The following is a 20,479-nucleotide window of genomic DNA, read 5'->3' as shown; positions in this document are numbered from 1 at the left end:
CCAGCTCACTAATTTACTAAAAGAGCCTTACCTTAGCATCATACCTTTTTGATAGGTGATCTCCCTGGCGGCGTAACCAAGATTACTCACTTCTGAGTACGAAAATTATGATCGAGATCAATTTTGTCCTAAGCTGATACCTTTCAGCAGGGTTATTTTGTGCTAATTATTCTACTGTTAAATAATTAAGTAACTATTGGAAGCGGCGATATCATTGATTACACAAATGTTTAACATCATGAATTGATAACGTTTAAGAACAGATTTCTGGTGAAGTGTGCGGCTAAAAAGCGTATCTTCAGCGCGGATTTATCATGACATGCAGTTTCTCCCTGGACATGCTCAATTGCGGAGCTTAATGTGATTCAAACGCTCTTTGATTTCCCTACATATTTCAAGTTTTTTATCGGCTTGTTTGCTCTGGTTAACCCGGTAGGGATCATCCCTGTCTTCATCAGTATGACCAGCTATCAGACGGCTGCGGCACGAAATAAAACCAACCTGACGGCAAACCTGTCGGTGGCGATCATCCTACTTACGTCTCTTTATCTCGGGGACGCCATTCTTCAGGTCTTCGGCATCTCGATTGATTCGTTCCGTATAGCAGGCGGGATCCTGGTGGTGACGATTGCCATGTCGATGATCAGCGGCAAGCTGGGGGAGGATAAACAGAACAAACAGGAAAAATCAGAGACAGCTATCCGCGAGAGCATTGGGGTTGTGCCACTGGCACTGCCGCTGATGGCGGGCCCGGGGGCGATCAGTTCCACCATTGTCTGGGGAACGCGCTACCACAGCCTGATGCACCTGATTGGCTTTTCCGTCGCCATTGCGCTGTTCGCGCTGTGCTGCTGGGGCGTATTTCGTATGGCGCCATGGCTGGTTCGCTTGCTGGGACAAACGGGCATCAACGTGATTACCCGTATCATGGGTCTGTTGTTAATGGCGTTGGGCATCGAATTTATCGTTACCGGTATAAAAAGTATTTTCCCCGGGTTAGTACACTGACTTTCATTTGAAAGAGCGGAGCCAGCGGCTCCGTTTTTTTTACGTGATTATCTGCAAATCATATAAATAAAGTTGAAATAGGCGCCAGTCATAATAAGTTCTACTAATAACCCTCTTTTGTTGTTTTTCAAGAGGTTGTTTATTTTCATTTCCCCTTGCCGCGCATAAATCCCTCAAACCCTCTGTTATTTTACTCACATGATACTCTGGGGCTTGCTGACAGATAACCGAAATGATATTAGTAATTTCGATGCTGACTCAGACGAATGTGCTAAATAATAATCAATTGTTAAATTATCGTGAAAATTCGTTCAACTAAGCCATGTCGTCGCGTTTGGAGCAACAAAATTTCTTATCTGTATGAATTATATCTCTTTTTGTTGATTTCGGCGTAAGCCAGGGTTAGCGCCTTAGTTATGCCAGCCATCGTAAAAGAGAAATGCTTAACAAATTTGCAAAATGTATTGGCGAGAGTTGGCACCATTTGGTACTTTCCGGCCTTATATTTTGCAGCATTAAACAAGTTGATGAGAACTATTTTCATATAGCCCTCACGTAAGATATCCAACGCATCTCTCTGACAGGGGAAAGGTGTAAAGAATCGACGCAAGACCGCCGTACGAGCGGTCAGTAATAATGAAGTCGGTGATAGCAAGAAGTAAAAAAGAACCTGACAGTAGCAAAAAAAACTCCTGCGCTGTACAGGCCCCAACAGGGGATTACACAACTGGCGAAGGCCAGTCATTATAATGAGTGGAGTATCAACACAATGTCCATCATCACAAAAAAAAGTCTGGTAGCGGCGGGGATTTTAACTGCGCTAATCGCGGGCAACGCTGCAATGGCTGCGGACGTTCCTGCTGGTGTTCAGCTGGCTGAGAAGCAAACGCTGGTACGTAATAACGGTGCGGAAGTGCAGTCTCTTGATCCGCACAAAATTGAAGGTGTTCCAGAGTCTAACGTTAACCGCGATCTGTTTGAAGGTCTGCTGGTGACTGACGTAGACGGCCACCCGGCTCCGGGCGTGGCGGAAAAATGGGACAACAAAGATTTTAAAGTCTGGACCTTCCATCTGCGTAAAGATGCGAAATGGTCCGACGGTACGCCGGTTACCGCCGAAGATTTCGTCTATAGCTGGCAGCGTCTGGCGGATCCAAATACCGCCTCCCCGTATGCGAGTTACCTCCAGTATGGCCATATTGCCAATATCGATGACATCATCACGGGTAAAAAGCCAGTAACCGACCTGGGCGTAAAAGCCATCGATGCCAACACCTTTGAAGTGACGTTGAGCGAACCTGTTCCGTACTTCTATAAGCTGCTGGTTCACCCGTCCGTCTCCCCGGTACCAAAATCCGCGGTGGAAAAATTTGGTGAAAAATGGACGCAGCCTGCGAATATCGTGACCAACGGTGCATATAAGCTGAAGGACTGGGTCGTTAACGAACGTATGGTGCTGGAGCGCAACCCGCAGTATTGGGATAATGCGAAGACCGTTATCAATCAGGTCACCTACCTGCCAATCTCTTCTGAAGTGACGGACGTAAACCGCTACCGCAGTGGTGAAATCGACATGACCTATAACAACATGCCGATTGAACTGTTCCAGAAGCTGAAAAAAGAGATCCCGAAAGAAGTTCACGTCGATCCGTATCTGTGCACCTACTATTACGAAATTAACAACCAGAAAGCACCGTTCACCGACGTACGTGTTCGTACCGCACTGAAGCTGGCTCTGGATCGCGACATTATCGTGAATAAAGTGAAGAATCAGGGCGACCTGCCAGCTTACAGCTACACCCCGCCTTACACCGACGGTATGAAGCTGGTTGAACCTGAATGGTTCAAATGGTCCCAGGAAAAACGTAACGAAGAAGCGAAAAAACTGCTGGCTGAAGCTGGCTATACCGCCGACAAGCCGCTGACCTTTAGCCTGCTGTACAACACCTCTGATCTGCATAAAAAACTGGCTATTGCCGTCGCGTCTATCTGGAAGAAAAACCTCGGCGTGAACGTGAAGCTGGAAAACCAGGAATGGAAGACCTTCCTCGATACGCGCCACCAGGGAACCTTTGACGTGGCACGTGCAGGATGGTGTGCGGACTATAACGAACCGACCTCATTCCTGAACACCATGCTGAGCGACAGTTCGAACAACACCGCACACTATAAGAGCCCGGCGTTTGATAAGCTGATTGGCGAAACCCTGAAGGTGGCAGATGACGCCCAGCGCGCCGATCTGTACGCGAAATCAGAACAACAGCTCGATAAAGACTCTGCGATCGTTCCGGTTTACTACTACGTTAACGCCCGCCTGGTGAAACCATGGGTAGGGGGTTATACCGGTAAAGACCCGTTGGATAATATTTCCGTTAAGAATCTTTATATTATCAAGCATTAATGGCAATACGTGGGGCGAGCGAGCTTGCCCCACTGTGTCTATTTTGTAACATTCATCAGGCACACGCCAGAAGGTACGGGCAATGTTGAAATTTATCCTGCGTCGCTGTCTTGAAGCGATTCCAACGTTATTTATTCTAATTACAATTTCCTTCTTCATGATGCGTCTTGCACCGGGCAGTCCTTTTACCGGTGAACGCACGCTTCCGCCAGAAGTTATGGCCAACATCGAAGCGAAATACCATTTAAACGATCCTATCACCACGCAGTACTTCAACTATCTGAAGCAGCTTGCACACGGTGATTTTGGTCCGTCATTTAAATATAAAGACTATTCCGTTAACGACCTGGTGGCGTCCAGCTTCCCGGTATCGGCTAAATTAGGAGCTGCTGCATTTATCCTGGCCGTTGTTCTCGGTGTCACTGCGGGCGTTATCGCCGCGCTTAAACAAAATACCCGATGGGATTACGCCGTAATGGGGGTCGCAATGACCGGGGTGGTTATCCCCAGCTTCGTTGTTGCGCCGTTGCTGGTCATGATATTCGCCATAACCCTGAAATGGCTTCCCGGAGGCGGCTGGAACGGCGGGGCGCTGAAGTTCATGATATTGCCGATGGTGGCATTATCTCTGGCCTACATCGCCAGTATCGCCCGTATTACCCGCGGTTCAATGATTGAAGTCCTGCATTCGAACTTCATCCGTACCGCCCGTGCGAAAGGGCTGCCGATGCGCCGGATTATTTTCCGTCATGCCCTCAAGCCTTCACTGTTACCGGTACTCTCCTATATGGGGCCTGCTTTCGTCGGCATTATCACCGGTTCAATGGTGATTGAAACCATTTATGGCCTGCCGGGCATCGGGCAGCTGTTTGTTAACGGGGCGCTTAACCGTGACTATTCGCTGGTGCTGAGCCTGACGATCCTCGTGGGCGCGCTGACCATTCTGTTTAATGCCGTTGTCGATGTGCTGTATGCCGTTATCGACCCTAAAATCCGTTACTAACTGGAGCACGCCATGATGTTGAGTAAGAAAAACAGCGAGGCGCTGGAAAACTTCAGTGAAAAGCTGGAGGTTGAAGGTCGCAGCCTTTGGCAGGACGCCCGCCGTCGTTTTATGCATAACCGCGCCGCCGTTGCCAGCCTGGTCGTGCTGGTGCTTATTGCGCTGTTTGTCACCCTGGCGCCAATGCTCTCTCAGTTCACCTATTTCGATACGGACTGGGGCATGATGTCCAGCGCGCCGGATATGGAATCCGGGCACTATTTCGGTACCGACTCTTCCGGGCGTGATTTGCTGGTGCGAGTGGCGATTGGCGGCCGTATCTCCCTGATGGTTGGCATCGCGGCGGCGCTGGTGGCGGTGATCGTCGGCACGCTTTACGGTTCGCTTTCCGGATACCTCGGCGGGAAAGTAGACTCCGTGATGATGCGTCTGCTAGAAATCCTGAACTCCTTCCCGTTCATGTTCTTCGTCATTCTGCTGGTGACCTTCTTTGGTCAAAATATCCTGCTGATCTTCGTGGCGATCGGGATGGTGTCCTGGCTGGATATGGCGCGTATTGTGCGCGGCCAGACGCTGAGCCTCAAACGTAAGGAGTTTATCGAAGCCGCACAGGTTGGTGGCGTTTCTACCGCCAATATTGTGGTGCGTCATATCGTTCCTAACGTGCTGGGCGTGGTGGTGGTATACGCCTCCCTGTTGGTGCCAAGTATGATCCTGTTTGAATCTTTCCTGAGCTTCCTGGGATTAGGTACGCAAGAGCCGCTGAGTAGCTGGGGCGCTCTGTTAAGTGATGGCGCAAACTCCATGGAAGTGTCACCGTGGTTACTGCTGTATCCGGCGGGCTTCCTGGTCGTCACCCTGTTCTGTTTCAACTTTATCGGCGATGGCCTGCGTGATGCCCTCGACCCGAAAGACCGTTAAGGAGCGCCGTCATGACTATTATTGAAACGGCAACCGCGCCACAGGCGCAACAGCGGACCAGCGCACTGCTGGACGTTAAAGACCTCCGCGTGACGTTTAAAACCCCCGACGGTGATGTTACTGCCGTTAACGATCTCAACTTCGACCTGCGTGCCGGTGAAACGCTGGGCATTGTGGGCGAATCCGGTTCCGGTAAATCCCAGACCGCATTCGCGCTGATGGGCCTGCTGGCGTCAAACGGCGTGATCGGCGGTTCGGCGACGTTTAACGGGAAAGAGATCCTGAACTTGCCGGAACATGAGCTGAACAAGCTGCGCGCCGAGCAGATTTCAATGATTTTCCAGGATCCGATGACGTCCCTGAACCCCTATATGCGGGTGGGCGAACAGCTGATGGAAGTGCTGATGCTCCACAAGGGCCTGGGTAAAGCCGAAGCGTTTGAAGAGTCCGTCAAAATGCTGGATGCGGTGAAAATGCCTGAAGCACGTAAGCGCATGCGCATGTATCCGCACGAGTTTTCCGGCGGTATGCGTCAGCGCGTTATGATCGCGATGGCATTGCTTTGCCGGCCAAAACTGCTGATCGCTGATGAACCGACCACCGCCCTGGACGTGACCGTTCAGGCGCAGATTATGACGTTGCTGAACGAGCTGAAGCGCGAGTTCAACACCGCCATCATCATGATTACCCACGATTTAGGCGTCGTTGCCGGGATCTGCGACAAAGTGTTAGTCATGTATGCAGGCCGCACGATGGAATACGGTAATGCCCGCGATGTGTTCTACCAGCCAGCCCATCCGTACTCTATCGGGCTGCTGAATGCCGTACCGCGCCTTGATGCGGAAGGGGAGTCGCTGCTGACTATCCCGGGTAACCCGCCAAACCTGCTGCGTCTGCCAAAAGGCTGTCCGTTCCAGCCGCGTTGTCCGCATGCGATGGAAATCTGTAACAGCGCACCGCCGCTGGAAGCGTTTGTCCCAGGCCGTCTGCGCGCCTGCTTTAAGCCGCTGGAGGAGCTGGTATGAACGCAATCGACGAAAAAAGAAATGTGCTGCTCGAAATCGCTGACCTGAAGGTCCATTTCGATATCAAAGACGGTAAACAGTGGTTCTGGCAGCCTGCCAAAACCCTGAAAGCGGTGGATGGCGTCACGCTACGCCTGTACGAAGGGGAGACCCTGGGCGTGGTGGGTGAATCTGGCTGCGGCAAATCGACATTTGCGCGTGCGATCATCGGCCTGGTGAAAGCCACCGACGGGAAAGTGGCCTGGCTTGGCAAAGATCTGCTGGGGATGAAGCCGGATGAATGGCGCGACGTGCGCAGCGACATCCAGATGATTTTCCAGGATCCGCTGGCATCCCTGAACCCGCGTATGACCATTGGCGAAATCATTGCCGAGCCGCTGCGCACCTATCATCCGAAGATGCCGCGCCAGGAAGTTCGCGATCGGGTGAAAGCGATGATGCTCAAGGTGGGTCTGTTGCCTAACCTCATCAACCGCTACCCACATGAGTTTTCCGGCGGTCAGTGCCAGCGTATCGGTATCGCACGCGCGTTGATCCTTGAACCAAAACTGATTATCTGTGACGAGCCGGTTTCGGCGCTGGACGTCTCCATCCAGGCCCAGGTGGTTAACCTGCTACAGAAACTGCAACGGGAAATGGGGCTGTCGCTGATCTTCATCGCCCACGATCTGGCGGTGGTAAAACACATTTCGGACCGTGTGCTGGTCATGTATCTGGGCCACGCCGTGGAGCTGGGTACGTATGATGAGGTGTACCACAATCCGCTGCACCCTTATACCAAAGCGCTGATGTCTGCGGTTCCCGTTCCGGATCCCGATCTGGAAAAAAATAAAACCATTCAGCTTCTGGAAGGTGAACTGCCTTCGCCAATCAACCCGCCTTCAGGCTGCGTATTCCGTACGCGATGCCCAATAGCCGGGCCGGAATGTGCAAAAACACGACCGGTTCTGGAGGGCAGTTTCCGACATGCGGTTTCCTGCCTGAAAGTAGACCCGTTATAATCGCAAGGGCTGACATGATGTCAGCCCTTATTTTTCGAGATTAATGTGTCGCGATTATTCACGTCGGCCCGTCAGCGGCTGTATCACCTTTTATTTGATCCTGAGACGGTTTCCGGTCGCCGTTTCGAAGGCCTGTGTGGTTTATTTGCCCTGATTAGCGTCATTATTATCTTTATCGAATCCGGCGCCGGAACGCAGTACCATATGACGTATGAGGAGTGGCACGTTTTCGTCTGGCTGGAATTGATTGTAACGCTGGTGTTTACCGCGGAATATGTGCTGAGGGTCATTAGCTGGCCAAATCCGGCGAAATACGTTTTCAGCTTCTGGGGATTTATTGATTTAGCCACCATCCTGCCGCTGTATGTCATGTGGCTGTGGCCTGAGATCAGTCTGAATTATGTGTTTGCCTGGCGCGCAATGCGGGCGATTCGCGTGTTACGAATTCTCAAACTGCTGCGCTTTATGCCGTCGCTGCGGGTTTTTTGGGTCGCCATTGTCAGCGCCCGCCACCAGCTGATTCTCTTCTATTCGTTTATTGCTATCGTGATGATCGTTTTTGGCTCCCTGATGTATTTAATCGAAGGGCCAAAATACGGGTTTACCACGCTTAATGCGTCTGTTTACTGGGCTATCGTCACGGTGACCACCGTGGGCTATGGTGATATTACCCCGCATACGCCGCTCGGACGTATTGTGGCATCGGTTCTTATCCTGATCGGCTATTCAGTAATAGCGATACCAACGGGGCTAATTACCACCCATATGAGCAGCGCCTTCCAGAGCAGCAAGCAGCAACGCAAATGTCCGAATTGTCAGCAGGGGAATCATGAACCCGGCGCGCGGTTTTGTCACCGCTGTGGAAATGCTTTACCGGATTAAATAAAAAAGGCTGCGCGGGCAGCCTTTTTTATTATTCGCGCCAGAGAATATGGCACAGTTTGTGGTCTTTCTCGCGGCACAGCAGGACGCGGGCAAAGATGTCGTTAATTTCTCCGCCGTCTTCATCTGCCAGGCCAATCACCACCTCGGCGAAGAAGTCCGGATTGAGGTCAAAATCGACGTGTTCGGCCCAGTCTTCAGACGGATCGAACAGCTCAGCACCGCCACGCTCTTCAAATTGCAGGTTGAAAAGAATGACGTCAGCAGGGTCGAGATTATCGACCGCCAGCTCGAGAAAAATATCGTAGGCCTGTTCGAGCGTTTCGTCTTCGGTCAGGCGATTGTTCAGATCCATTTCCATGATGACTACCTGTTAAACATCGTTGGGCACGTTTTACAGCAACGGGCTAAAGAAGTAAAACAGTCGTTCGGCAATTCGCTGCCAGAGCGGACGTTTCGCCCACAGTCTGGCGTCCAGCAGGCGTGAGCGGGAGATATAATCGTCCTGAACCGCCGCCAGATCGCCACCGAACCCGGCGTCATCAATGACCAGCGTAATTTCAAAATTCAGCCACAGACTGCGCATATCGAGGTTGACGGTACCCACCAGGCTCAGCTCTCCGTCCACCAGCACGCTCTTGGTGTGTAACAGCCCGCCTTCGAACTGATAAATTTTAACGCCTGCGGCCAGCAGCTCACTAAAGAACGCGCGGCTTGCCCACCCGACCAGCAGCGAATCGTTCTTGCGTGGCATAATAATGCTCACATCCACTCCGCGCTGTGCCGCTGTACAGATGGCATGCAGAAGATCGTCGCTGGGAACGAAATAGGGCGTGGTCATGATCAGATATTCCCGCGCGGAGTACGCGGCGGTCAGCAGTGCCTGATGGATCAGATCTTCCGGGAAGCCAGGACCGGAGGCGATAGTGTGGATAGTGTGCCCGCTGGCTTCCTCAAACGGCATGATATTGCCATCCGGCGGCGGGGGAAGAATGCGTTTCCCGGTTTCAATTTCCCAGTCGCAGGAGTAGACGATGCCCATTGAGGTCGCGATCGGTCCCTCCATCCGCGCCATCAGATCGATCCATTGCCCCACGCCGGAATCCTGCTTGAAGAAGCGGGGGTCAACCATGTTCATGCTGCCGGTGTAGGCGATATAGTTATCGATCAGAACCATTTTCCGGTGCTGGCGGAGATCCATGCGGCGCAGAAAGACGCGGAAAAGATTCACTTTCAGCGCCTCGACCACCTCGATACCGGCGTTGCGCATCATGCCTGCCCACGGGCTACGGAAAAAGGCCACGCTGCCGGCGGAGTCCAGCATCAGGCGGCAGTGGATACCGCGACGTGCAGCGGCCATTAGCGATTCGGCGACCTGGTCCGCCATGCCGCCCGGCTGCCAGATATAAAACACCATCTCGATATTATGCCGGGCGAGCTGGATATCACGGATCAGCGCCTGCATCACATCATCAGAAGAGGTCATCAGTTGCAGCTGATTGCCTTTTACCCCAGCAATCCCCTGGCGGCGTTCGCACAGCTTGAACAGAGATGCGGCCACGCTGCTGTTCTCTTCAGCGAAGATATGCTTGCAGGCTTTAAGGTCGGCAAGCCATTTCGCCGTGGAGGGCCACATGGCGCGGGCGCGTTCGGCGCGGCGTTTACCCAGATGAAGTTCACCGAAAGAGAGATAGGCGATGATGCCCACCAGCGGCAGAATGTAGATAATCAGAAGCCAGGCCATGGCGGAAGGTACCGCTCTGCGTTTCATCAGAATGCGCAACGTCACCCCGGCAATTAACAGCCAGTATCCTAAAATGACCAGCCAACTCACCACGGTGTAGAAGGTTGTCATAAATAAAAAATCCTTTTGAAAGCGTATTGTTATGAGTTTACGCATCAGGATTCATCTGGCAAATAAAAACGGCAGATAAAAGCGCTGGTTTGCCGCCTGCTTAGGCATATAATGGCATCTCTGTTAGAGAAAGAGTTGTAGACATGAAGCGCAGTAGAACTGAAGTTGGGCGCTGGCGCATGTTGCGACAGGTGAGTCGTCGTAAGGCTCGTTGGCTGGAAGCACAATCCCGCCGCAATATGCGTATCCACGCCATCAGAAAATGTGGCCTGAACAGACACCGTAACGCGCTGTTGTTCGCAGTCCAGGACATCTGAAAAGCATGAAGGGCACCGTAAAGGTGCCCATTAAACATCCAGGCTATCAATTTTTGCAGTCTCCTTCCGTTTGCTTTCCGCGATATACTAAGTCCCCATAACGTCATGATATTAAAAGATGAATCCTTATCTCTGGATTTTTATTGTACTTTTGGCGCTGGATGCGCTCAGAGAAGATTTAGGACTTTCGTCATTTTCCTCATTGGCAGATTATGTTTTCGCATGGGGAATACATTGGCTTTATTAAAGGAAAAAAGGATGAACGGAAAAGTAATGGCAGCACTCTTTGGGATTGCGATATTAAGCGGTTGTGCCAGCAGCAAAACCTCACCCGAACGGCACGCGTTTTATTTCGTGTCGCATCAGTCCAGCTTTACTGGCGGCAATTACACCTCCAGCGTGCAGAAAAATTATCAGCTGAACGTGGCGCAGTTCCGCGAGCTTTATGCCCGGGGCAAAGCTGACCGCGCGGAAGGGCGGACTCAGGCTGAAGCCAGTGAATACGCACAAAGCATTCGCGATCAGCTAAAAGAAAATGCGACGTCTCAGGAATTGTTCGCAGGCAACACGAAGGATAAATGGTCATCGGACATGGACAGTAAAGACGCCATATTATTTGGCAACGAACTGGCCGCGACTTATCTTGATGGCTATAACGGCGTACAATAGCGCAACTGATTCAGGGGATACCGTAATTACCGGTATCCCCGCTGTTTTTGAGCGAAAGGAGTGAGACGTGTTTGCGGAGTTTGGTGTACTGAATTTCTGGACCTATGTTGTCGGCGCATTTTTTATCGTGCTGGTTCCAGGACCGAACACCTTGTTTGTGCTGAAAACAGGGATTGGCCACGGCGTTAAGAAAGGCTATCTGGCAGCCACCGGTGTGTTTATTGGTGATGCCGTGCTGATGTTTCTGGCCTGGGCAGGCGTCGCCGCGTTGATCCAGACCACTCCGGTATTATTTAATATTGTCCGCTATCTGGGCGCGTTTTATCTGCTGTGGCTGGGCGGAAAAATGCTCTGGTCCGTTATGACGCGTCAAAAAAATGCGCACGAAAGTAGCGCCGAACCGGCAAGCGCAATCCTTAAGCGTTCGCTGGTGCTGAGCCTGACGAACCCGAAAGCGATTCTCTTTTACGTGTCGTTCTTCGTACAGTTCATTGATGTCAATGCGAAGAATACCGGCACGTCGTTCCTGATCCTCGCCACAACGCTTGAGCTGATCAGCTTCATGTACATGAGCTTCCTGATTTTCTCAGGCGCGTTTGTCACGCGTTACCTCAAAACCAAAAAGAAACTGGCGAAGCTGGGGAACGGGCTGATAGGTCTGCTGTTTGTCGGATTTGCGGCGAGGCTGGCGTCGCTGCACTGAATGAAGAAAAGGCTCCTGAGGGAGCCTTTCGTTTCAGAATACTTTTTTATACGGACGAACCGTGACTTTCTCGTACACGCCGGCTGCCACGTACGGGTCTGCTTCTGCCCAGGCCTGCGCGGCTTCCAGAGATTCAAACTCGGCAATCACCGCGGAGCCGGTAAAACCCGCCGCGCCCGGATCGTTGCTGTCAACGGCAGGCATCGGACCTGCGGTCAGCAACCGACCTTCATCCTGTAGCAACTGTAAACGCGCCAGATGGGCAGGGCGAACGGAAAGACGTTTTTCCAGAGAATCAGGTACATCTTCAGCGTAAATCACGTAAAGCACGGCAAAGCTCCTTAACCGGTAAAAGTGACAATTACGTTATGTGAAAGCACAAATGACTGCAATGTAAAGATAATAACAATGTTAAAACCCTGATCTGGATGCCCCTTTTTTGGCCTCATGTACGCTTAAATTGCGCCAGGACAAAGTGTCTTATTGAATATGATTGCTATTTGCATTTAAAATCGAGGTTCGGTTTTTTTAACGTTGATGATTATGACTTCGATGACCCTTGATTTACCTCGCCGCTTTCCATGGCCGACGCTGCTTTCCGTCGTTATTCACGGTGCTGTCGTGGCGGGTCTGCTCTATACCTCGGTTCATCAGGTTATTGAAATGCCGGCGCCAGCGCAGCCAATTTCTGTGACCATGGTATCGCCTGCGGATCTTGAGCCGCCGCAGGTTGCGCCGCCGCCACCACAGCCCGTTGTTGAACCCGAGCCGGAGCCAGAGCCAGAGCCGGTTCCTGAACCGCCGAAAGAAGCGCCGGTGGTGATCCATAAGCCGGAGCCGAAACCTAAGCCGAAGCCAAAACCCAAGCCGGTCAAAAAGGTGGAAGAGCGGCCGAAACGCGAAGTGCGTCCGGTTGAGCCACGCGCCACGCAGCCGGTTGAAAATGCCGCCCCGTCACGTCCGCTGATGAATAACACCACGACCGCGACAAAACCGACGGTAACGGCGCCCGCGGGCCCGCGCGCGCTGAGCCGTAACCAGCCGCAGTACCCGGCACGTGCTCAGGCGTTACGTATTGAAGGGCGTGTACGGGTGAAATTCGACGTTACGGCCGATGGACGTGTCGATAACGTGGAAATCCTGTCCGCACAGCCGGCGAATATGTTTGAACGTGAAGTTAAATCGGCCATGCGCAGGTGGCGCTATGAAGCCGGTAAACCCGGCAATGGGTTGATTGTGAACATTGTCTTCCGCCTGAACGGCGGGGCACAGATGGAATAAAAGAAGCCTCCGCAAGGAGGCTTTTTTTTACCTGAGGATCAGCTCCGTGGAAGCTGGCGGGGCTTACCGTCGCTATCCACCGCCACATAGATGAACAATGCCTCCGTCGCCTTATAGCGCTGACCAATCGGTTCAGAAGAGACTTTTTTCACCCAGACTTCAATGTTGATGGAGACAGACGTAGTGCCGCGTTTTACGCAGCGTGCATAACAGCACACCACGTCCCCCACCGCGACAGGACGCAGGAAGGTCATGCCATCGACCCGGACGGTTACCACGCGCCCGTGTGCAATCTCTTTTGCCAGGATTGCACCGCCCATATCCATCTGCGACATCAACCAGCCGCCAAAAATATCGCCATTGGCATTCGTATCCGCAGGCATTGCCAGTGTGCGTAAAACCAGTTCGCCCTGTGGGGCGTCATTTGTTGTCATTGTTTTTAAACTCGTAACTGAAGACTTCAGGCGGGATGCTACTATGATTTCTGGCTGGAGAGAATAGGGTTAGCGCCCGCAGAGCAGGCGCCTTAGGGTCAGAAGGACAGGGTCACGCCTGCGTAATACGCACGGCCTGGTTCGTTATAGGTCGATGCACCGTCATTTTCACGGTAAATCTGCTTATCAAAGAGGTTGCTGATCCCGGCATTCAGGCGGAGATCTTTTGTCAGCTGATAATTGCTGCCGATCCCAACGATGGAATAGGCGCCAATCTCTTTATCTGACATCGCATTCTGCTCTTTGCGGATTTCAGCATTTTCTCTTGGCTTCTGGCGACCATACATCGTCCAGCTAAGGTTCGCTGAAAGTTTGCTGCTAACCTGCCAGTCGAGCATCGTGTTGACGGTATATTTTGGAATAATCGACAGAGGGTTGCCGGTGTCCTTACTTTCAGACTGAATCATATACGTCGCATTGGTACGCCAGGTTAGCGTGTCGCGGATAACCGGGACGGTGAGGTTGCCTTCCAGCCCCTCAACGACAGCCTTTCCTCCGTTCTGCCACTGAAGGATATTTGCGCCGCTGCTTGTCTGGCCCAGCACATCCGTTCCTGAAACGATCTTGTTTTTGTAATCGTTGCGGAACCAGGTTATGCCCGCCTCGTAGCCTTCCAGCGCAAAGGCCAGGCCAATCTCTTTGTTCACGCTGATTTCAGGATCCAGATCCGGGTTACCTAACAGGTAACAGCTTCCTTCGGAAACATTGTTCGGGCAGCCATTGCCGCGGGTGGAAAGCAGATAGCCTTCGCTGGATTGATACAGGTTTGGCGCTTTAAATACCCGAGCGATACCCGCTTTAACCTTGAACATGTCACCCAAATCCTGAGAGACGTTCAGGCTCGGGCTCCAGTTGCTGCCAAACTGATTGTGATAATCAAAGCGGAGCCCCGGGATCAGGTTGGTGCCCTGACGCGCTTCAATATTGTCCTCAAGATAGATGCCGGTGAGGTCAGCGCTGTTTTTGCTGTTGCGCTCAGAAGCCGTGCCGGGAACGCCGTTAATCACTTCTCCCGACACATTTGTCGCCTGCATTGAGGCCGGATCGTTCAGTTCATCACGATTCCATTCTGCACCCACGGTTAGCGTCTGTTCGACCAGCCAGAAGAAAGGAATGTTCAGTTCACCCGTTGAACGGTATGACTCCAGCCGGCTGGTATCGTATTTATCGCTATTGATCATCCCCTCAACTTTGCCCGTAGAGCCTTCTTCCAGGCGGGTGTTGTTGGTCTTTTCATAATAGACACCGAACTTTGACTGACCCCAGTCCCAGATGCCGTTGTGCGTAATGCCATAAGACTGGCGGTACATTCGGTTGGTTTCGTGTCCATACAGGGACGACACCAGACCGTCAGGGCTGACGTTGCTGTTGCTGTATTGAGTATCACCCGCGTAGATATTGCCCTGGCGGCTGTAGCTGTAGTCGAAATCGATAATCTGCTGTGGCGTGAGTTTCCAGGAGAGCAGGGCATTGATGTCCTTGTTGCGCACGCCTTCACGTCCGGCGGCGTAAGAGCCGTTTTGCGCGGTGTTGATGTCCTGAGCATCTGCGTCGGTTTTGTTGATATTCCCGTACAGGCGCATCGTTAACGCATCGCCCGCAAGAGGGCCGCTCAGATCAAAATTAGCGCGTTTTGTCGCCCCCTCTTTATCATTTTCAGGCTGGTTAGTGTACAGGGAGAGTGAGCCGTGCCAGTCGTTGGTCGGGCGTTTGGTAATGATGTTGACGACGCCGCCGGCCGCCCCCGAACCATAGCGGGCGGCAGCAGGTCCCCGGAGCACTTCAATGCGCTCAACCATCTCTGGCGGAACCCAGTTAGTATCCCCGCGGGTGTCGCGCTCCCCGCGCCAGCTGTAGCGCACCGAGTTACGTGACGTCACCGGCACACCGTCAATCAGAATCAGCGTGTTCTCCGGCCCCATACCGCGGATGTCGATCTGGCGGTTGTTACCGCGGCTGCCTGTCGCGCTGTTTCCGGTGAGGTTAACCCCGGGCATTTTGCGAATAATTTCTGAAAGATCGTTAACCGGTGGATCCTTTTCTATGTCCTTTGCCGTGATGATGGAAACCCCCGGCTGTTGCTTCAGCGCCTCTTCAGCGGTGGCCTGAACAACCATTGTTTCACCATCGGTGAGAGTCTCTTCCGCTGCGTGAGCGCTCTGGTATAGCGTTGAAAAAATGGCGAGCGTAAGTGTAGCCGGGGCAAATCTTATTATGTTATTCATCAACTCATTTCCATTTGTTAAAAATGCGATGACGAATATTAATGATAGTCATTCTCATTACAATAAAGTGACAGCGATCTCCATAAAATCTTCATGATTCAGACATTTTCGCAGGAAGGATGTAGAGAAAAGAGAAGGCGGGAAACGAGGCCAGACCGCGTGACGATCTGGCCAGAAGGATCAGTGCTTGTCATCCTGCGGCATGTGGCGATAAATATAAACACCGCTGAGCAGGGTGAAGATAAGAGTCAGCGCCGTCAGGCCAAACACCTTGAAGTTGACCCAGATATTCTGCGGCAGCCAGAATGCGATATAGATATTCGCCAGACCACACAGAATAAAAAATAGCGCCCAGGCGATGTTCAGACGTCCCCACACAGCCTGCGGCAGGGTCAGTTCTTTCCCCAGCATGCGCTGGATCAGTGGCTTCTTCATCACCCACTGGCTGATGAGGAGTGCGCCCGCAAACAGGCCGTAAATCACCGTGACCTTCCATTTGATAAATTCATCATTGTGGAAGAACAATGTCAGACCACCAAACACCGCCACCATCAGGAAGGTGATGAGCGCCATCTTTTCAACTTTGCGATAGCGAACCCAGCTGTAAATCAGCACCACAGCCGTTGCCACAATCAGCGCCAGCGTGCCGGCATAAATGTCGTACAGCTTATAAAAAGCGAAAAATACGATCAGCGGTAAAAAATCAAGAAACTGCTTCATTCTGCGATCCCAGTTACTGACGAATTAACATGTACAGGCGGAACAAATAGACCAGCAGCACGGCTGAAATCAGATTGCTCAGCGTATTGGCGACAACCGCTCCGACATTTGGCGTTAACACCGCAAAATTCGGCGCAAACAGCAACAGCAGAGTCTTGGCCAGCAGCCAGCTGATAACGGCCGGGGCGACCAGTCGCATATTGGCCCATGCGAGCCTGATGCTGCTGCGCATGGCGGTGAAAATGCCCAGTTTGTCCTGCACAACCATTACTGGCGCGAATGAAAGCACGATAGCCAGCAGCACGCCCGGCACGACCACCAACATGATCCCCATCTGGACCAGCAGCGTGGTCAGGAAGATGAGGATAAACAGCTTTGGCAGCACCGGAGCACTGGCCCCGATTGCACGTAACGCGCTGACGCGTTGGCCGGCAGATACCAGTTGGATCATCAGCAACACGCCACCCGCCAGAATGGCGTTGCCAATCAGACCCGAGAAGGTAGATGCCGCAGATGCGCGCAGCAAGATTTGCTGTTGCTCTGGCGTCATATTCTGCACAAGGTCAAACAACCCTGCGCTGCCTGCAAGATGATCCCCCTGGCTCAGCGTGGCAATCTGTTCATCACTGGGTGAGAACGCATGACCCAGCACCACCGTAATAAAGGCGCACAACAACGCGATCAGTAAAAAGGTAATGAACTGATTGCGGAAAAAATTTCCCGTGTCACGGTAGACAGACTTCGCCGTGATAGACATGCACTCTCCTTGAGTATTGCAGGTGTTAATTAGCCGGCAATTGTACACCGGATAACACGCTGGTGGCAGCATCAAGGCTTGTATGGAAAAGCATATCTTTGTAAAGCGGCGGTAATCCATAGCGGGCGCGGGCGCGATTGCATGCCTCATTGACCTGCCCATCCTCTCCCGACATCGCGAAAGTGCGACACGGGCTGGGGCGATCCGCGTAAATGGAGCAGCGGGTGGATACCCCAGGTTCACCTTCCAGTGCCACACAGCGGCTCTGTTTTTGATTGGTGCCGCACATACAGCGCAGAAAAGGGGTTAAGGGTTCAGTGAGATCGACCGGAACGGTGCCGCCGCCATCGCTGGCTTCAGCCCAATAGAAAGAGACTCGAAAATACGCACAACAGGCTCCGCACGTCATGCACGGGTTATGATCACTCATGGCACACCTGCAAAAGTAGAACGCATCAAATCACATTGTGAGAGCGATAAATTATCCAGCCGCTACAGGAAGCGCAAGAGAGGGAAAACAGAAAATTTTGTAACCATGAAATGCCAAAAATTGACGCGGTAACAACTTATTGCTTTATGAGGCGTCACCAAAAATTAACCTAGATCAATGAATGTTAACTTACTGGTTTTAATGTGATCTGTGTTAGATCACTTATTACTCATTTGTGAGTATATTCTCCTCCGCAATTAAAACCACAACGATGGAGCGGATATGAAAAAATTAGCGGTGGCAGCCCTTATCTTAAGCAGTCTCTCTGGCGGCGCTTACGCGCATGAAGCAGGTGAATTCTTTATTCGTGCCGGTTCGGCAACGGTACGTCCAACGGAAGGGTCCGACAATGTGCTGGGTATGGGCGGGTTTAACGTTAGCAATAACACCCAGTTAGGCCTGACGTTTACGTATATGGCAACGGATAACATTGGCGTCGAGCTTTTAGCCGCCACGCCATTCCGTCACCGCGTCGGTTTAGGACCGACCGGGGACATTGCCACGGTGCACCATTTGCCACCAACGCTGATGGCGCAGTGGTACTTCGGCGATTCCAGCAGCAAGGTGCGCCCTTATATTGGTGCAGGCGTTAACTACACCACCTTCTTTGATGAGAAATTTAACGATACCGGTAAAGAGGCCGGGCTCTCCGATCTCAGCCTGAAAGACTCGTGGGGCATGGCGGGACAGGTTGGTCTGGATTATCTGATTAATCGTGACTGGCTGATCAACGCCTCTGTCTGGTATATGGACATTGATACGGACGTGCGCTTTAAAGCTGGCGGGCAGCAGCAAAGTATCAATACCCGTCTGGATCCGTGGGTATTTATGTTCTCAGCAGGCTATCGTTTCTGACAGAAGATATATCCCCTGTCAGCCGGTGATTGCTGTATGGTGGTTGTTCCACACACCTGTCTGGAGGGGATATCCCCAACATCAAATTTGAGTGTCCGGTTTGTGCAGGTAAACAGTTTCAGTTCACGACGTTCAGCCCAGCACATAGCCTACCTCACGGTGCTATCTGTTCCGTTTGCGGAACACGTCTCACCATTCATTCATGCCTGCCGAAGCTCAGACGACGACGGTGGCCAAAGCCATTAAACTAGAAAAGGCCTCTGAGAGGCCTTTTTCGATCGTGAAATCACTTCTGAATTAAATAACGAATGGTTGGTCCGTCCTGCTGGATATCCAGCACGGTATAGCCGTGATTTTTGGCATCAAGCGGAATGTTATTGATCGACTGGGGGCAATCGCTCACCACTTCCAGAATTTCACCTTTCTTTAGCTGCGGTAGCGCTTCAAGCGTGGCGACGGCCGGGTAAGGGCAAGGTTCACCCACCATATCGAGACGATAATCAGGCACGATCTCTTTCATGCGGCATTCTCCTGAGTTTCAGTTTTGGCGGTGGCGCGTCGGAAGAAGCGCTTCTCTTGTGCAACAACCAGTAAGAAGGCGATGAGCAGCAGGGCATAGGTCACCAGGAGCCCTCCGAGTGGACCAAAGGTTTTCAGCAGGTTGACCTTGTCCCAGTTTGTTGCCAGCACCGGAGAGACGTCATCCCAGTAGCAGGCCAGAAGGGTAGAGCCAATCACGTTACCCAGACCCACCCACCAGTAATGCACCTGGCCTTCCACAGCGCGATACATCCAGCCGGTTTCACACCCGCCCGCCAGCACGATGCCAAAGCCAAACAGCAGCCCGCCAATCACGGCATTTGGGCCGGCCCACATAATTTTTGGCTCCACGCCGAGCTGAACATAGCTGAAGATGCCGATCGCGCTCACGGCCATACCGGCAATGATCGCCTTCGCCATCATGGTTCGTCCGGTGATCCACATATCGCGAAACGCGGAGGTAAAGCAGATCTGCGCGCGTTCAATCAGCAGACCAAAACCGACGCCGAACAGCATGGCCAGGCCGAGTTTTGGCTGATTCATCGCCGTGCAAATCGCCCAGGCAACCATAGCAAAAAAGACCAGCATACCGAGGCGGAAACGACGACGCGCCTGATCGGGTTTTTGCGTTAACGGAGAGGCAGCGCTAACTTTCGTCATTTTCACCGGAATGCGGAACAGCGGCAGCAGGGTGAATTTAGCACCGAAGTAGGAGCCGATGGCGGTGGCGACGGCAAAGAACCAGGCATGCAGCGAGAACTGCGGAATGCCGGTAAAGAACGCGGCCAGATTACAGCCCATCGCCAGACGAGCGCCAAACCCGGCAATGATGCCGCCGACCACGGCCTGCATAATGCGGATGCGGCTTTTCGGCATGCGCAACTTAACGTTGTTGGCCCACAGCGCGGCCGCAAAACAGCCGCCGAACATGCCAATGATCATCATCCCGTCGATGCGGGTCAGCGGTGTGCCCTCAAGATGGATCAGTTTGAAGTAGCCCCACTCTTCGGCATGGACGCCTGCCAGCTGTAATAGCTGCCCACCCCAGCGGGTAAACTCGCCCGTAACAGCCCAGAAGGTGCCGGTAATACCGAAATAATAGGTAGAGAGAATGCCTGCCGCGATAACGGCCGGAACAGGTGACCAGAACTTAACCAGGTAAGTCTGTTTGAAGGAATACCATGACATGAATAACCTCTGAACTCAGAAGGGTAACGCTAAAAAGAGCCCAGATCATACGCTTACGCGAAAGTTTGGAAAGTCATTCACACCGAAAATATCGACAGGATCAATTTTGACCTGCTTCTTTCAGGAAGAGATGAGGGAAAACCG

At 52.3% G+C, this 20,479-nt stretch carries 22 protein-coding genes and 1 pseudogene; 13 read left to right on the top strand and 10 right to left on the bottom strand.

Annotated features, from left to right (window positions below; genetic code table 11):
• Positions 1–360: 360 nt before the first annotated feature.
• The 7 genes and pseudogenes from ACOTX1_RS12470 (at position 361) to ACOTX1_RS12440 (ending at position 8,241) form a co-directional block, all read left to right on the top strand.
• Positions 361–1,008, top strand: a complete 648-nt coding sequence (locus tag ACOTX1_RS12470) for a YchE family NAAT transporter (protein ID WP_017384236.1) — start codon at positions 361–363, stop codon at positions 1,006–1,008.
• A 769-nt stretch (positions 1,009–1,777) separates the two neighbouring features.
• Positions 1,778–3,409, top strand: coding sequence for an oligopeptide ABC transporter substrate-binding protein OppA (gene oppA, locus ACOTX1_RS12465; RefSeq protein ID WP_003856736.1), 1,632 nt, complete (start codon positions 1,778–1,780; stop codon positions 3,407–3,409).
• Between the two features lie 82 nt (positions 3,410–3,491).
• Complete coding sequence (oppB, locus tag ACOTX1_RS12460; protein ID WP_022651360.1) at positions 3,492–4,412, top strand: oligopeptide ABC transporter permease OppB; 921 nt, start codon at positions 3,492–3,494, stop codon at positions 4,410–4,412.
• Between the two features lie 12 nt (positions 4,413–4,424).
• Positions 4,425–5,333 carry an oligopeptide ABC transporter permease OppC gene (gene oppC / locus ACOTX1_RS12455; RefSeq protein ID WP_003856740.1) on the top strand — a complete coding sequence of 303 codons (909 nt, stop codon included), beginning with the start codon at positions 4,425–4,427 and terminating at the stop codon, positions 5,331–5,333.
• 11 nt (positions 5,334–5,344) lie between these two features.
• Positions 5,345–6,358: an ABC transporter ATP-binding protein gene (locus ACOTX1_RS12450; RefSeq protein WP_003856742.1), complete on the top strand. Its 1,014-nt coding sequence runs from the start codon at positions 5,345–5,347 to the stop codon at positions 6,356–6,358.
• On the top strand, positions 6,355–7,359 hold the full coding sequence (oppF, locus tag ACOTX1_RS12445) for a murein tripeptide/oligopeptide ABC transporter ATP-binding protein OppF (RefSeq protein WP_003856743.1): 1,005 nt from the start codon (positions 6,355–6,357) through the stop codon (positions 7,357–7,359). Before ACOTX1_RS12450 ends, oppF begins: the two co-directional genes overlap by 4 nt.
• Before the next feature lie 14 nt (positions 7,360–7,373).
• Positions 7,374–8,241 (top strand): annotated as a pseudogene (locus tag ACOTX1_RS12440) (ion transporter).
• Positions 8,242–8,272: 31 nt separating this feature from the next.
• Here ACOTX1_RS12440 and ACOTX1_RS12435 read toward each other — a convergent pair.
• Together ACOTX1_RS12435 and cls are read right to left on the bottom strand one after the other, a co-directional pair.
• Entirely contained in the window at positions 8,273–8,602 is a 330-nt protein-coding gene (locus ACOTX1_RS12435; protein ID WP_006810881.1) for an HI1450 family dsDNA-mimic protein, read from the bottom strand.
• 33 nt (positions 8,603–8,635) lie between these two features.
• Positions 8,636–10,096: a cardiolipin synthase gene (gene cls, locus ACOTX1_RS12430; RefSeq protein WP_003856750.1), complete on the bottom strand. Its 1,461-nt coding sequence runs from the start codon at positions 10,094–10,096 to the stop codon at positions 8,636–8,638.
• Between the two features lie 143 nt (positions 10,097–10,239).
• Here cls and ACOTX1_RS12425 point away from each other — a divergent pair, with 143 nt between their 5' ends.
• From ACOTX1_RS12425 to leuE, 4 genes are all read left to right on the top strand, one after another.
• Positions 10,240–10,413: a YciY family protein gene (locus ACOTX1_RS12425; protein WP_017384232.1), complete on the top strand. Its 174-nt coding sequence runs from the start codon at positions 10,240–10,242 to the stop codon at positions 10,411–10,413.
• Between the two features lie 118 nt (positions 10,414–10,531).
• A complete protein-coding gene (locus tag ACOTX1_RS12420) occupies positions 10,532–10,660 on the top strand; it encodes a KPN_01571 family protein (RefSeq protein ID WP_208985927.1) in 129 nt (42 codons plus the stop codon).
• 11 nt (positions 10,661–10,671) lie between these two features.
• Entirely contained in the window at positions 10,672–11,082 is a 411-nt protein-coding gene (locus ACOTX1_RS12415; RefSeq protein WP_003856751.1) for an Exc2 family lipoprotein, read from the top strand.
• 67 nt (positions 11,083–11,149) lie between these two features.
• Entirely contained in the window at positions 11,150–11,785 is a 636-nt protein-coding gene (gene leuE, locus ACOTX1_RS12410) for a leucine efflux protein LeuE (protein WP_006810877.1), read from the top strand.
• Between the two features lie 33 nt (positions 11,786–11,818).
• Here the strand turns inward: leuE and ACOTX1_RS12405 are convergent, their stop codons facing one another.
• Positions 11,819–12,115: a YciI family protein gene (locus ACOTX1_RS12405; protein ID WP_023314258.1), complete on the bottom strand. Its 297-nt coding sequence runs from the start codon at positions 12,113–12,115 to the stop codon at positions 11,819–11,821.
• A 222-nt stretch (positions 12,116–12,337) separates the two neighbouring features.
• Between ACOTX1_RS12405 and tonB the strand changes: the two genes are divergently transcribed.
• Positions 12,338–13,066 (top strand): TonB system transport protein TonB, encoded by a 729-nt coding sequence (tonB, locus tag ACOTX1_RS12400; protein ID WP_017384230.1) that lies wholly within the window; start codon positions 12,338–12,340, stop codon positions 13,064–13,066.
• 38 nt (positions 13,067–13,104) lie between these two features.
• Here tonB and yciA read toward each other — a convergent pair whose 3' ends face one another.
• The 5 genes from yciA to ACOTX1_RS12375 all read right to left on the bottom strand — a co-directional run bounded on the left by yciA (position 13,105) and on the right by ACOTX1_RS12375 (position 17,692).
• A complete protein-coding gene (gene yciA / locus ACOTX1_RS12395; RefSeq protein ID WP_023314256.1) occupies positions 13,105–13,500 on the bottom strand; it encodes an acyl-CoA thioester hydrolase YciA in 396 nt (131 codons plus the stop codon).
• A gap of 98 nt (positions 13,501–13,598) precedes the next feature.
• Complete coding sequence (locus ACOTX1_RS12390) at positions 13,599–15,785, bottom strand: TonB-dependent siderophore receptor (protein ID WP_023314255.1); 2,187 nt, start codon at positions 15,783–15,785, stop codon at positions 13,599–13,601.
• Positions 15,786–15,965: 180 nt separating this feature from the next.
• A complete protein-coding gene (locus tag ACOTX1_RS12385; RefSeq protein ID WP_003856762.1) occupies positions 15,966–16,505 on the bottom strand; it encodes a septation protein A in 540 nt (179 codons plus the stop codon).
• Positions 16,506–16,518: 13 nt separating this feature from the next.
• Positions 16,519–17,262 (bottom strand): YciC family protein, encoded by a 744-nt coding sequence (locus tag ACOTX1_RS12380; RefSeq protein WP_003856765.1) that lies wholly within the window; start codon positions 17,260–17,262, stop codon positions 16,519–16,521.
• 25 nt (positions 17,263–17,287) lie between these two features.
• On the bottom strand, positions 17,288–17,692 hold the full coding sequence (locus ACOTX1_RS12375) for a YkgJ family cysteine cluster protein (RefSeq protein WP_023314254.1): 405 nt from the start codon (positions 17,690–17,692) through the stop codon (positions 17,288–17,290).
• A 282-nt stretch (positions 17,693–17,974) separates the two neighbouring features.
• On the opposite strand from ACOTX1_RS12375, the gene ompW reads away from it, so the two are divergent.
• A complete protein-coding gene (gene ompW, locus ACOTX1_RS12370) occupies positions 17,975–18,607 on the top strand; it encodes an outer membrane protein OmpW (protein WP_003856769.1) in 633 nt (210 codons plus the stop codon).
• Positions 18,608–18,893: 286 nt separating this feature from the next.
• On the opposite strand, the gene yedF is transcribed toward ompW, so the two are convergent.
• Both yedF and yedE read right to left on the bottom strand, forming a co-directional pair.
• A complete protein-coding gene (gene yedF / locus ACOTX1_RS12365; RefSeq protein WP_003856774.1) occupies positions 18,894–19,127 on the bottom strand; it encodes a sulfurtransferase-like selenium metabolism protein YedF in 234 nt (77 codons plus the stop codon).
• Positions 19,124–20,335: a selenium metabolism membrane protein YedE/FdhT gene (gene yedE, locus ACOTX1_RS12360; RefSeq protein ID WP_022651357.1), complete on the bottom strand. Its 1,212-nt coding sequence runs from the start codon at positions 20,333–20,335 to the stop codon at positions 19,124–19,126. The genes yedF and yedE overlap by 4 nt, the downstream gene beginning before the upstream one ends.
• Between the last annotated feature and the right edge of the window lie 144 nt (positions 20,336–20,479).

The sequence above is a fragment of the Enterobacter cloacae complex sp. IR5401 genome, assembly GCF_049238425.1.
In the GTDB taxonomy this organism is placed as follows: Bacteria; Pseudomonadota; Gammaproteobacteria; order Enterobacterales; family Enterobacteriaceae; genus Enterobacter; species Enterobacter hormaechei_C.
Note: the sequence above shows the minus strand (reverse complement) of the source record. Positions and strands in the feature narration are given on the sequence as shown.